This window comes from Pedobacter sp. R20-19, assembly GCF_000708265.2.
Taxonomy (GTDB): Bacteria; Bacteroidota; Bacteroidia; order Sphingobacteriales; family Sphingobacteriaceae; genus Pedobacter.
The window spans coordinates 783,601-796,836 of record NZ_JCKI01000001.1 but is presented as its reverse complement, the minus strand read 5'-3'; the positions used below and the strand labels follow the sequence as shown (position 1 = coordinate 796,836).

Sequence of the window (13,236 nt, the reverse complement as noted above, 5' to 3'; positions counted from 1 at the left end):
TGAATCCTTAGTCTAAAGTCTATAGTCATTAGTCTATTCACACCCAAAACTCCAAACTCCTTAACTCTCAACACCAACTCATCTCTGCCCAAGACTCCGAACTAATGACTCCCGACTAAAGACTCCAAACTACTCTTCTTCTCTAAAATACACCTTATAAAAGTTCATCGACTTATCATCATCGTAACCTTTTTCGATCATATCTTTATTGCCATGGATATAAATATGGAAGTTTTTATCCAGTTTAAGTACACTTTTATAGGCCCTTGCTTGTTTCTTCACCGCTGATTCTGCAATCTCGAAATTATCCGCAATGGGAGATTCAAATTCTTCTTCGTAATTCTTTTTATAATTTTTAAAAGATTCAATTCCTTCCGCATTCCCAATCACTTCGTTTCCAAATTCCTCGATATCAAAAGTTTCCTTTTCTTTGAAATATTTCATCGAGCGGTTTAGTAAATCTATTTTATCTGCTTTGCTGATTTCATAATCATCATCCAGTTTCTGCGTGACAAAGTTTTTATAAACCCCCAAAACATTATTGGTTTGGTTATAACTATCGTTTCTAATCTTCAACTTTAAAAACTCATCTTTCCAATATACAGCAGATTCATTGCTACTTTTGGATTGATCCAGAACTACCACTTTATAGCCTAACTCTTTTTCGGTATTGAAAATTAAGCAACCTTTATCCAGTTTATTAATGCTAATGGCATCTTGTTCATAGCTCATATTGAAGCCATCATCTTTCGGAAAAACTTTGAGGTAGGTGTCTTTAGTTTCTGATTTAAAAATTCCCAGTACATCCAATTGTTCGCCCTCAATCTGCACTTTCTCAAAGTAGGCAACGTACAATTCCCCCGATTTTATTTTTGGGTGATTGGCTACATCATATAAATATTTAGCCAGTTGCTGAGAATCTTCATGAAAAAGTTCGGTATTCTCAAAAATTTCGTGTGCAAAGTGATAAACTTCATTTAGGTTTAAGTTATCATTAGGATGAAAAAAATGATAAACCTCATTTACTTTTTCAAATGGTTTAAGAAAGTATTGCATTAACAAGTTACTCAAAACCTCATCATCGATATGGAGCGGGGCATCAGATAATTTGTAATATTCTTCAACCAGTTTATTTCCGGTATGGTGAATGGAAAGTTGTTTAAGCGAAGCTTCGAAAAATGAAATCATGGCCACAAAAGTAATAAAATGATTGGTTAACCTTCTCCGTCACCCTATCATTCTTCCATTCCAAATTCAAATTATTTTTTGATATAAACTTCTGCCCTTTGTAGAAAACTTTTTTCTTTCAGACTTGATTCCACTTCGTTTATGGCTTTCATTAAATTATTTTCTGTGTTGGTAATTTCTGCTGTAGCTTTAATAATCACCTCCCAAACTGGCTCCATTGTAGACAGAAGTGTAGTTCCCTTTTCTGTAAGCTCAACCAAACGTTTACGGGTATCTACTTTGTCTTTTTTAGACCGGATGAATTTTTCCTTCTCCAATTCCTTTAATAAACTAATGGTTGAAGGGTGTGCATAACCTATTTCATCAGAAAGGGAAACTACGCTCATGGTCGATTTTTTATACAAAGTATATAACACCGGGAACCATTTGGGTTGAAAATCAATTCCGAATGCTTTATAAATCAGCAAACCATCTTTACGGATCTGATCACTAAGTCGTTGCAGGCGCGTAGAGATAGCCAATAAACCCGAAGCATCAATTACATTTTGTTCCATTAAACAGATTTTAAATTCACACTATAAAAAACATTGTCAACAGCCATCCGGGGGAATTGAACAGGTAATTGATCCATCGCTATTTGTTTAAATCCGTTACGTTCGTAAAAGCGACAGGCTGCTTGTAGTATATCCTTTGTGCCTAAATATATATCATTCAAATTATTATCCTCACAATAGGTTAAAAGGGTTTTCAATAAAGCTTGTGCTATCCCTAATGCTCTTCCACGAAATTCTTTTTTAACAAACATTTTCCTGATGGTACCTGAATGATGTGCTGGTGCAGCAATTAGGGCTATGGTACCAACCAGTTCGCCATTGCATTTAGCACCCCAAAAAGCACCGCCAGAACCATCATAATGTTTTTCAATATCCAACAGGTCAGGTTGCCCAGCTAAATCAATATTTACCTTAAATTCTATTTGTTGAATAGGTAGAATTAACCCAATAATTGCTTCACAGAAGTGATTATCCAATCTTTCAATTTTAAAATCGTTTTGCATCATCAAGTATTAAAACGCAAATATATGTAGCTAACTACATATATTATAAAAAAATATTGCTCAGTATCAAAATTCCTGATAGCGCACAATTCATGGTGATAAGGCTATTTTGTGTTCTTTAATTTATTTATGAAATCAACAAACTTTTGATCATTGTAATTGGCAATTCCTTCATGCCTGAAAGATAATCTGCCTTGCCGATCAAAGATCACGGTCGTGGGCAAGGCACTTTCAAAAATCTGCTTCGGGATTTCACTGGCAAAGGCATATAATGGTAGTTCATACTGACGATCTGCCATAAATTTAGATGATTTTTTAAGGTCATCATCCGCATCTACAAAAATAAAAACCACGTTTTTATCATTTTTAAACTGGGCATACAATTTATGGAGTGAGGGCATTTCCGCACGACATGGCGGGCACCAGGTTGCCCAAAAATTTATAAATATGACTTTATCTTTTAAATCCCCCAGATCAATGGTTTTCCCGCTGATGTCTTTGAATTGAATACCTTCAAGATTAGTAGCAGGCAAAATTGTATTTTCTACAGTTGGCTTATAAAAACCAATTGTCATTAATCCCCTGATTAATAAAGCCTTTGCATCAGGAACAAAAAGAAGTACCAGGAATAAGGTCAAAATTCCAATATTGACCAGGTTTTTTTTAATCCATTTGAGGTATAAATTCATAAATCAGTCAAATATTAGCACAATAAATCCTTAAATACAATGTTACTTTCCAAATATATTGTTTTGATCAATAATTTATTACTTTTGAGCCATTGAAAAAGCATCAGCAAAATATTAGAAAGTATTTCTCAGCATTTATGCTGTTTACTTTTGCTATTGCCTTAACGCCCTGGAGTGTTTTACATCATCACCAGGAAATTCCAATCCCTAAGAAAGAAGTTAACTGCCATCACCTTACCCATGTTCAGGCACATGGCGATACTTGTTTAATTTGTAATGCAAGTTTTGAAAAGGATTATGTACAGATCCATCAGGTTTACCGCATTTTTCTTTCAGCAACCATTTTTAGCAGAAAAGAGCCTGTACTAAAAAGTTCCTACACCCAATTACTCGGCACCTGCTTACGCGGCCCTCCTTCGGCTTAACTTCCTGAAAGGTATTTACACCTACATTTCTATTTAATACCTGAGCAAAGCTTTTTAGGCTTTGAACCCGTTATTTCTATTTTTCACGAATTAAAGTCGTTTTGAATTAACCCTGATTAAATATTTCAGTGGCTATTCATGATATTTTATTAAAAACAAAACAATGAAAAAATTACAGCTTATCGGCTTAGTGATTCTATATACCATATTCAGCAGTACAGTTTTCGCTGCCACTTTAAAGGACATTACCGGAAAAGTAACGGATGCCAGCAGCAACCAGCCGCTACCTGGTGCAACCATTTATATCCCCGATTTAAAAGTAACTGCAGTTACCAATACAGAAGGAGAATTTACCTTAAATAACCTGCCTGCAAAAGGAAGTTATTTAGTAGAAGTTCATTTTATAGGTTACAAAACAGCTACCCAAGTAGTAAACTTTGCCGCACCATCTAATTTAACTTTCGCTTTGCAACCTACAGCAATAGAAACCAAAGAGATTGTAATTACGGGCAGTATCATTAGCAGTACCAGTAAAAGAAACAGTGCATCATCTGCAGTAATGGATAAAGAGCAATTGCTGGCCCCTTCTACTAACCTGATTGATGCCTTAACAAGAATCCCCGGTGTATCACAAATTACTACCGGACCATCCATTTCAAAACCAGTGATCAGGGGTTTAGGTTATAACCGCATCGTTACTTTAGATGATGGGATTAAACAACAAGGCCAGCAATGGGGAGATGAACACGGCATTGAAATCGATCAGTTTAAATCAGACCGGGTGGAGGTTTTGCGTGGCGCAGCCTCATTAATGTATGGATCAGACGCATTAGGTGGTGTTATTAATTTACTAGAACCAAGTACGGCACCAGAAGGCCAGGTAAAAGGCGAATTGATCAGCAATTATTCTACCAACAATGGTTTAACAGCAAATTCTTTGATGTTAACAGGGAATGAAAATGGCTTTGTTTGGAGAGCTCGTGGTACATACAAAAATGCATATTCTTTTAAAACCCCAACCGGATACTTTCCCAATTCAGGATACAATGAAACTGATTTTAGTGGTATGGTTGGACTGAATAAAAGCTGGGGATATTCTCATCTAAACGTTTCTAATTTCCACAATAACATTGGTTTTTATGATCCTACCCTGGATGCCAATGGAAACTTCGTAAAAGAAAATGGAGATCCGTTCTTAAATTCAGATTTCAAGAGCCGCAGCTTAGATTATCCCCGTCAGGACATCAGGCATTTTAAAATTGCGCTGAACAACAACTTTATTCTTGGTAATGGTAATTTAAAGGCAGATTTTGGTTATCAACAAAATCAACGTCGCGAATTGGAAGACGGACCAAGTCCTTCTTTATTTTTCGACCTGAAAACTTACAATGCTGATTTAAAATACTATATCCACGAAACCAATGGATGGCAGCCTGTTTTTGGTTTAAGTGCTGATGCCGGACATAGCCAGAATAAAGCAGATGATGAGTTTTTAATTCCTGATTATAACACTTATGGTTTAGGCGTATTTGCGTATGCGAAGAAGAACTGGGAAACCAACACGTTTAGCATTGGTGCCCGTTATGATTACCGTAAAAACAATGGCAAAGAGTTATTTGTAGATGGAGAACAGCAATTTGCCGCATTCCAGAATAAATTCTCGAATGTGAGTGGTGCTTTAGGTTTTACCCATCAGTTTAACGATGAATTAAATTTCAAAGCCAATGCAGGTTCTGCATTCCGTGCGCCAAACCCAGCAGAACTGGCCTCTAATGGCGTGCATGAAGGAACCTTCCGTTACGAAATTGGAAATCCAAACCTGAGCCCAGAACGCAGTTATCAGGTAGATGCCGCCCTGGAGTATGAGGGCAAAATTATTAGTGCAAGTGCCAGCGTTTACAACAACTATATTCACAATTTTATTTATGCTTCTAATAATGGTGAAACCACCATGGCTGAAGGAAGAGAATATCCTGTTTATCGTTATGGCCAGGTAAATGCCAATTTATATGGTGCAGAAGCTAGCTTAACCATTCACCCGGTTCCTTTTATTCACTTTGAAAATACTTTTGGCTATGTTCATGCACATAATAACACTTTAGACAGGCCTTTGGCTTTTATCCCTGCCGGAACATTGAGAAATGAACTTCGTTTTGAGCCTAAATTCAAAGGCACTAATGATGCTTATCTTTTTGTTGGGATCAACTCTGCCTTTAAACAAAATCGTGTGGATGACACTTTTGAAACACCAACCAGTGGCTATACTTTGTTAAATGCAGGTATTGGTGCAACCTTTAAATTAGGGAACCAACCGGTTAAGCTTTCTGTATCAGCTAATAACCTGCTGGATCAGAAATATTATGATGCTTTAAGCAGGTATAAACCAGGACGTTTGAGTTCTGAAAATCCAAGTTTAGGTGTTTACAATACAGGAAGAAATATCACTTTCGGTTTGTATGTACCATTTACGCTAGTAAAATAAATCATTTAAGGATTAAAAAAGCCGCAGATTCACAGATTAAATTCGGTGAGTTTGCGGCTTTATTTTTTTTATGTACGCTCGTTATTGTGAGGCACAGAGCAATCTATTCAGCAAGTGAGATTGCTTCGGCGGTTGAAAAAGCCACCTGGTAATGACGATTTTTTGATTTAGGTGAAACTTACTTTTTAAAAGTTTCTCTTTTGGCCCGCACGTATTGATTTGGCCATTCCACATCATCACCCAGAATCTGGGCAGCATGGGTTGGAAAATAAGCATCACGAAGCGATTCTCTGGCAATGAAAATTAAATCAGCTTTGCCTTCCTGTAAAATTTCTTCTGCCTGATTGGCATCTACAATTACACCCACAGCACCGGTGTAAATACCGATTTTCTTTCTGATTTCATCAGCATAGGGCACCTGATAATTTGGTCCGGCAGGAATTACAGCATCTGGTACATTGCCACCAGAAGAGGTATCGATTAAATCTACACCCCGATCTTTAAGAACGGCAGATAACTGAACAGAGTCATTCTCATCCCAACCATTTTCGGTCCAGTCTGTTGCAGAAATACGAACAAATAAAGGCAGATTATCCGGCCATACAGATTGCACTGCTTCTACCACATCAATAACCAAACGAATCCGGTTTTCAAAACTTCCACCATATACATCTGTCCGCTGATTACTTAACGGACTCAAAAACTGATGCAACAGGTAACCATGTGCTGCATGAATTTCAACAACTTTGTAGCCTGCATCAAGTGCACGTTTTGCCGCAGCACGAAAGGCAAAAACAATTTCCTGTATTTCAGGAATGCTCAATTCATGCGGTATAGTCTGTTGGTCAGGTTTAAAAGGAATGGGAGAAGGTCCTACTGTTTTCCAGCTGTTTTCTCCTTCAGCAAGTTGTTCTCCACCGTTCCATGGCAAATCGCAGCTTGCTTTCCGGCCGGCATGTGCCAGTTGAATCCCGGCAATTGCACCATTTTCATGAATGAAAGAAACAATTTGTTTTAGTTTTTCTACATGATCATCTTTCCAGATTCCTAAATCAGCATGTGTAATTCTGCCTTCAGGTGTTACAGCCGAGGCTTCCTGAATAATCAAACCTGCACCACCTACCGCACGACTTCCCAAGTGCACCAAATGCCAATCGTTGGCAAAACCATCCACCGCCGAATACTGGCACATAGGGGAAATAACAATTCTATTTTTTAAGGTTACATCCTTTAAAGTTAAAGGAGAAAATAATTTTGACATAACTAAGTTACATTTTGCCGCAAAGAACTGTAAATTTTTGCTTCAATTCTTTGCGTTGATTAAGTTAAAAACCAGCGTTCTTCAATTCTGTATTGATCATCTCAATTTCATCAGCAGACAACTTTACATTGATGGCTTCCGCATTTTGAACGGATTGTTTAGCATTTCTGGCACCTACCAATGCAATGGTTATCCCAGGGCGTTCTACCGTCCACCTTAAAACCAACTGAGAAAGCGAAGCATTTTTTTCATCGGCCAAAGGCTTAATTTTAGCTAAAAAGGCGTTTGTCTTTTCAATATTCTCAGGTGTAAAAAATTTAACATCTTTCCGGTGGTCGCCTTCTTCAAACTGATAATCAGGTGTGATCTTTCCGGTAAGCAAACCACGTTCCATCGGACTATAAGCCAAAACAGATTTGTTCTTTTCAATGCAGTAAGGAACCGTTTCATCTTCTACCCCACGGTTAATCATGCTAAATGGAATCTGGTTGGATATAATTTCTAAAGTTTGATCGGCCTCTGCCAACTGTGCTGCATTATAATTGCAAACACCGGCATAACGTACCTTTCCTTGCTCAATAAGTCTGCTTACTGCTTCAAAAGTCTCGCTAATGGGTGTGGTAATATCTGGCCAGTGGATCTGGTACAAATCAATATAATCAGTCCCCAAGCGTTTTAACGATTGTTCGCATTCATAAATTACACTTTCTTTACCAGCGTATTTATAAATATCGATGTCTTTACCATCGTTGTTCTTACTTTTAAAACCAAAATCGCCTTTAGCTAAATCCCAGCGCATGCCAAATTTAGTTACAATCTGAAGCTTGTCTCTGGAGATGTCCTTAATGGCATCGCCAACAATCTGTTCACTATCTCCCTGACCATAAATTGGAGCAGTATCAATAGATGTTACGCCTAAATCATAAGAGGCCTTAATGGCATTTATCGCATCATTCCGGTCTGTACTTCCCCACATCCAGCCACCTGCAGCCCATGCACCAAAGGTAATTACTGAAAGTTCTAAGTCTGAATTTCCTATTTTTCTATATTCCATTATCGTATTTTTTCATTTATTAATTGCGTAACTGTTCTATAATAGTTCAAAACCTCTGATTAATAAAAAGCTTTCTTTAGTATAAATTATTGATCAGACTACACATAAAGATACAATCTCCACCCCGATCATGTTTTAACATAAAAGGGTGTTAGCCCACATTTTACAAACATGTTATAAAATTTGAGGGTGAAAAAATAAAAGATTTGGAGATATCAAAAATCAATCATACATTAGTGTACTATTTAACTAATACAGTAGATATGATAAAAGTTAACAATCTTCACTTTGGATATGGCAAGAACCAGCCATTATTCAAAAACATCAGTTTCCAGTTAAATGCAGGCCGTATTTACGGCTTACTTGGAAAGAATGGATCTGGCAAATCCAGTTTACTTAAAAATCTTGCAGGTTTGGTTTATGCACAGCAAGGCACGCTAGATGTGTTTGGTTTCGATCCGACTAAAAGGCTACCCGCCATGCTGGAGCAAATTTGCTTTATTCCGGAAGAGTTCTATTTGCCTGCTGTAAAAATTGATGCTTATGTTAGTGCTAATGCTCCTTTTTATAAAAAATTTAATCACGATTATTTTACAAATCTGATTCAGGAATTTGATATCCCGGTGAGTCAGAAGCTGATTAACATGAGTTATGGACAAAAGAAAAAAGTAATCATTGCTTTTGCATTGGCCACACAAGCTAAACTGATCATTATGGATGAACCAACCAATGGCCTGGATATTCCTTCAAAAGCGCAGTTCAGGAAAATAATGGCTTCGGCTTTAACAGATGAATGCTGCATTATTATTTCCACGCATCAGGTAAGAGATTTAGATAACTTAATTGATAGCGTAATCATGCTTGATGAAAACGACATTGCTTTGCAAGCATCTGTAGATGAAATCACTGAAAAGCTAACCTTCAAGAAAGTTAAGGCAGTGGACGACTCTATTATTTATGCTGAGCCATCGCTTTCCGGATATTATGCTGTGATGCCTAACTATCATCAAGAAGAAAGCAAACTGGATTTGGAACTCTTGTTTAATGCCATCCTTACCGAAAAAACAAAATTTAAACCTTATTTTAATTAAGCACTCATGAGTAACTTATTCAACTTAAACCGGTTCGGATTACTGGTAAAAAGGCAGTGGATGGATTTTGGTAAAATTTATCTGGGGACAGTGATTGTATTAGCTGGAATTATCTTTGCCTTCTATTCTTATTTTACCCCCTCTTCTACTGATCATAATATTTTTGATCACGAAGGCAATTTAGACATGCGTTTCAGATATGGCCTGTTTCTGATTTTGGGTTTTCTTTTTATCAGTATCACCTCCAGTACCTATTTTACAAATTTAGGTCAAAAATCAAGAACGATACACGAACTTATGATTCCGGCTTCGACCTTTGAAAAATTTATGGTCAGCATTTTTTATACCGTCATAGTAACGGTGCTAGGCTATTTACTGGTTTTCTACTTGATTGATTTGGGATTTGTTAAATACCTCAACGCAAACCTGAATACATTTAAATCAGCTGAAACTCTTAAAACGCCGATAAAAGCAGTAGATGGCTTGTTTGATCAGGTGATTAGCGATAAAAAATACCTAAAATATTGCAGCGCTTTCTTTGCATTTCCATTCTTAATTACGAGCATTTTTCTTTTAGGTTCTATTTATTTTAACCGTTTTCATTACATTAAAACGGCCGTTTCTGTGATCATTTTTACCTACGCAGTTGGTTACCTTATTTATAAAACCTGTGATTTGCTTACCAGGAATATGACCCGGATTAATATTCATTTTAATGAAAAAAATGTGCTCCTCTGGATATTTTTGGTGAGCGCCACCATTACCGTGGCTTTATGGTTCATCACCTACATTCGCCTCAAAGAAAAAGAAGCTTAATATAAACAGGTATAGATATGGAATTTAGAGATAACAAGGCAATATACCTACAGATTGCAGATTATGTATGTGAACATATTTTGCTGGAAAAATGGAAGGCCGAAGAAAAGATACCCTCAGTAAGGGAAATGGCAGTTGAATTGGAAGTAAACCCGAACACCATTATGCGTACATACGATTTACTTCAAACCAAAAACATTATTAGCAATAAAAGGGGGATAGGTTTTTTCGTTGCTGAAAAGGCTGTAGATCAGGTAAAGGATTTTAGAAAAACGCATTTTATAGCGGATGAACTTCCGGTTTTATTCAGAAATATTTACTTATTAAACATCAGTTTTGATGAGCTCCAACGTAAATACGAAAATTTTATTAAAGAGAATTTTAACGCCTAGAAATATGAAAACAAGTAATAAATTATTAATTGCTCTTGCAGCAATGCTGATTATTGTTCCTATCGTAGGGATTGCGGTCTACGTCAAAACAAACTACATCCCAATTAGTGAAGCCGTTAAAAATAATCAAGGCTTAGAACAGTTTGACGCTAAAACACCCGCATTCGTATTACATAAAATCGATCAGGCTTTTAATCAAATAAATATCACTGGTTCAGACAAGGCCATTTTGAATATAACATTGGTAGAAAATCCAACATATGGATATAAAATTTCTGAGGATGTTGACCAACATTATCATGCCATTGTTGATGCTACTGGAAGATTACATATTTCCAGAAAAGCAGATCAGGATGATGATAAGTATATTTTAAATCTCATCATTTTTGCACCAAAATTTAATCAGCTGACTGTTGCCGATGCAATGCAATTGGATCTTAATGCAAAAGCCAAACAGCTAAACCTTGATTTAAAAAATGTATCCAGTGTCTCATTTGGTCAAAAAACTAAGATTTCACAATTAAATGTAAGCGGCCAACAGGTAAATAACTTCTCTCTAAGCCATAATGAAGTGGATGAATTGAAGCTCAACATGAAGGATATTGAATTTAGAAGCACTTCATCTTCATACAAATCACTCGCACTTATATTATCCGGAAAATCTGATATTAACATTTCAGGGGATGAAGTCGACGGGAATAAGTACCAAATCGATAGTTTATTCATTACTGATAAAGGTAGTTCAACTATTGCTGTTGATAAAATTAAGGTTATTGATGCAATGGGAAATTTTTCAGATTCAACGAAGATTGATGCGCCAGCCAGATACATAAAACAGTTTTATATGAAGCGCCCGTTAAAATAAAAATTGTTAGTAACAACTCAAATACAAATCCGTAATTGCCTGAAGATTATCGTTTAGCGTTAGCGTGAAGAAATCTGTTGCGATTAGACTGACGAGGTTTTCCAAACCCCAATCCTACTAAAACTTCGTAAGTCGGTTGGTCTAACTTGCAAAATTTCGAAGGCTAAACCCTATAGATTTTAAAAACCTATAGGGTTTACTTGTTCTTTACCCACAATTTTATTAATTCCCTGCAATTCAAAATCAATATTCTGACCACCTGTTTGCATCTTACCCGTCAATTCCATCCGCAAGTGACTTTTAAGAATTAGTCCGGTGGTAATATCAAGCTCCGCATCCCCAACATTGGTTCCGGTTAAATCAGTATCGATTTTATTGCCCATGCTTTGAAAACTGCCTTTTGAAAGTAGTGTTCCATTGATTTTTAAAAATGCAATATCATCCTTCACCGCCGTTAGCGTATATTTCGTAATGGTTTCTACAGGCATAGTCAGTTGCATTTTGGTGTCCACTGTCCAACTGTCCCCTACTTTAACAGCCTGATCCGGATAAATTTTAAGAGAAGATTCCAGAGTGTGCTTCATACCTTCAGCATTAAACTGCTGACTTAAACTGGCTTTTATATTAATCTTCATTAAAGAATCTGCCTTCATCCTTTCCACCATAGTACTCACCATCTGCTCCACGCCAGTTACAGATTTTAGTGTACCATTCGGCAACATCACCATATTAAACGTCGCATCCTTTAATCCACGAAATGAATTTTCCTTAATCGTGTCAGCATCTTCAGAATCCATTTCCATCTGGTTGCCCATTCCTTTAGATTTCATGAAGATACGCTTATAAGTCACTTCGATATTTTTCTCCTGCCCTTCGCCATTTCGGATATCGAAGAGGTATTCTGTACCGATATTCTGACTCAGGTTAATGCTGTGCCCGGCCATTTTTTGATTAATGACCTGATCAGAAATTAACGTAAAATCATATTTCTTCCCAATAGGGAAGTTCTGTTTCAATACGTATTTTTTCTGTGCACCTGCAGTGAGGCTTAAAAAAATAAATGCAAGAACAGGATATATTTTTAAAACCTTCATCTGATCAGTTAAACTGGTTGTTGAGCAAAAATTCTGCTCAATGCGTGGTATAAATCCGGGTGCTTTTCTTTTAACAGCTCGGTTTTTTCGAAAAAATATTCTGAAACCACTGCAAAAAATTCTGCTTCGTTTGTAATGGCATATGGATTAATATCTGATTTATTATCTTCAATTCTTTCCATTTCCTCATGCATCATTTTAATCCAGGGCAAGGTATATTCATGCGCCATCAGATTTTCCGGAACACCATCAGTAGCACCATCAGATTTATCTAAAAGATGCACAAACTCATGAATAGCTGTATTTTCTTTTCCGGCACTTTTTGAAAAACCATGACGAAGTGCAGAACGAGATAAAATCATTTGTCCGTTCATATAACCCGTTCCAACCATCCCTGCAATATTTCTTTCGCCACCTTCAAACTGAAAATCTTTGTTAAAGGTATCCGGATACAACAACACGCTGCTCAGGTTTTTATATTGCCAGTCTGTAAACCCAAAGATGGGAATAACGGCACTGGAAGCAATTAGCAATTCATCCAAGGTAGTCATGTCTAATCCAATTCCTTCAATTTTAACCGTACTAAAAAATTCTGCCACCTTTTGCTCAAACTTAAGTTTATCAGTCGAATCCAGGTTATGGTAATACCCAACATAATCATCCAGAATCTTTCGGTCTGTATCTGTTAATGGCTCAATAGCTGGTTTCTTTTTGCGCAAAATAAAATAAAGTGCAATTAAAAAAATGGGGATTAAATAGGCAAAGGGTAAAGAATTCATACGGGTATTTTTTGGCACTAAGCCATTGGTTAGATTTTAAATA

Annotated in this window: 14 protein-coding genes; 6 read left to right on the top strand and 8 right to left on the bottom strand. The window is 36.7% G+C overall.

The features are described 5' to 3' along the window. Window positions 1-129: 129 nt before the first annotated feature. The 4 genes from AN34_RS03530 to AN34_RS03515 form a co-directional block, all read right to left on the bottom strand. Window positions 130-1,188 carry a nucleoid-associated protein gene (locus AN34_RS03530; RefSeq protein WP_029282356.1) on the bottom strand — a complete coding sequence of 353 codons (1,059 nt, stop codon included), beginning with the start codon at window positions 1,186-1,188 and terminating at the stop codon, window positions 130-132. A gap of 71 nt (window positions 1,189-1,259) precedes the next feature. Beyond that, window positions 1,260-1,742, bottom strand: coding sequence for a MarR family winged helix-turn-helix transcriptional regulator (locus AN34_RS03525; RefSeq protein ID WP_029282353.1), 483 nt, complete (start codon window positions 1,740-1,742; stop codon window positions 1,260-1,262). After that, window positions 1,742-2,248, bottom strand: a complete 507-nt coding sequence (locus AN34_RS03520) for a GNAT family N-acetyltransferase (protein ID WP_231625473.1) — start codon at window positions 2,246-2,248, stop codon at window positions 1,742-1,744. The genes AN34_RS03525 and AN34_RS03520 overlap by 1 nt, the downstream gene beginning before the upstream one ends. 101 nt (window positions 2,249-2,349) lie before the next feature. Further along, window positions 2,350-2,934: a TlpA disulfide reductase family protein gene (locus tag AN34_RS03515; protein WP_029282349.1), complete on the bottom strand. Its 585-nt coding sequence runs from the start codon at window positions 2,932-2,934 to the stop codon at window positions 2,350-2,352. 92 nt (window positions 2,935-3,026) lie between these two features. On the opposite strand from AN34_RS03515, the gene AN34_RS03510 reads away from it, so the two are divergent. Together AN34_RS03510 and AN34_RS03505 are read left to right on the top strand one after the other, a co-directional pair. Beyond that, window positions 3,027-3,359, top strand: coding sequence for a hypothetical protein (locus AN34_RS03510; RefSeq protein ID WP_029282347.1), 333 nt, complete (start codon window positions 3,027-3,029; stop codon window positions 3,357-3,359). A gap of 163 nt (window positions 3,360-3,522) precedes the next feature. Beyond that, on the top strand, window positions 3,523-5,841 hold the full coding sequence (locus AN34_RS03505; protein WP_029282345.1) for a TonB-dependent receptor: 2,319 nt from the start codon (window positions 3,523-3,525) through the stop codon (window positions 5,839-5,841). Between the two features lie 178 nt (window positions 5,842-6,019). Here the strand turns inward: AN34_RS03505 and namA are convergent, their stop codons facing one another. Beyond that, on the bottom strand, window positions 6,020-7,102 hold the full coding sequence (gene namA / locus AN34_RS03500) for an NADPH dehydrogenase NamA (protein ID WP_029282343.1): 1,083 nt from the start codon (window positions 7,100-7,102) through the stop codon (window positions 6,020-6,022). A gap of 64 nt (window positions 7,103-7,166) precedes the next feature. Continuing rightward, window positions 7,167-8,156: an aldo/keto reductase gene (locus AN34_RS03495; RefSeq protein WP_029282341.1), complete on the bottom strand. Its 990-nt coding sequence runs from the start codon at window positions 8,154-8,156 to the stop codon at window positions 7,167-7,169. Between the two features lie 263 nt (window positions 8,157-8,419). Here AN34_RS03495 and AN34_RS03490 point away from each other — a divergent pair, with 263 nt between their 5' ends. The 4 genes from AN34_RS03490 to AN34_RS03475 are packed head-to-tail and all read left to right on the top strand — an operon-like array spanning window position 8,420 to window position 11,320. Next, entirely contained in the window at window positions 8,420-9,247 is an 828-nt protein-coding gene (locus AN34_RS03490; RefSeq protein WP_029282339.1) for an ATP-binding cassette domain-containing protein, read from the top strand. Between the two features lie 6 nt (window positions 9,248-9,253). After that, on the top strand, window positions 9,254-10,063 hold the full coding sequence (locus AN34_RS03485; RefSeq protein WP_029282337.1) for a hypothetical protein: 810 nt from the start codon (window positions 9,254-9,256) through the stop codon (window positions 10,061-10,063). A 17-nt stretch (window positions 10,064-10,080) separates the two neighbouring features. Next, window positions 10,081-10,455 carry a GntR family transcriptional regulator gene (locus tag AN34_RS03480; RefSeq protein WP_029282335.1) on the top strand — a complete coding sequence of 125 codons (375 nt, stop codon included), beginning with the start codon at window positions 10,081-10,083 and terminating at the stop codon, window positions 10,453-10,455. A 4-nt stretch (window positions 10,456-10,459) separates the two neighbouring features. After that, on the top strand, window positions 10,460-11,320 hold the full coding sequence (locus AN34_RS03475; protein ID WP_029282332.1) for a hypothetical protein: 861 nt from the start codon (window positions 10,460-10,462) through the stop codon (window positions 11,318-11,320). A 179-nt stretch (window positions 11,321-11,499) separates the two neighbouring features. Here the strand turns inward: AN34_RS03475 and AN34_RS03470 are convergent, their stop codons facing one another. Both AN34_RS03470 and AN34_RS03465 read right to left on the bottom strand, forming a co-directional pair. Then, window positions 11,500-12,414 (bottom strand): DUF6263 family protein, encoded by a 915-nt coding sequence (locus tag AN34_RS03470; RefSeq protein WP_029282330.1) that lies wholly within the window; start codon window positions 12,412-12,414, stop codon window positions 11,500-11,502. 8 nt (window positions 12,415-12,422) lie between these two features. Continuing rightward, a complete protein-coding gene (locus AN34_RS03465) occupies window positions 12,423-13,193 on the bottom strand; it encodes a zinc-dependent peptidase (RefSeq protein ID WP_029282328.1) in 771 nt (256 codons plus the stop codon). Between the last annotated feature and the right edge of the window lie 43 nt (window positions 13,194-13,236).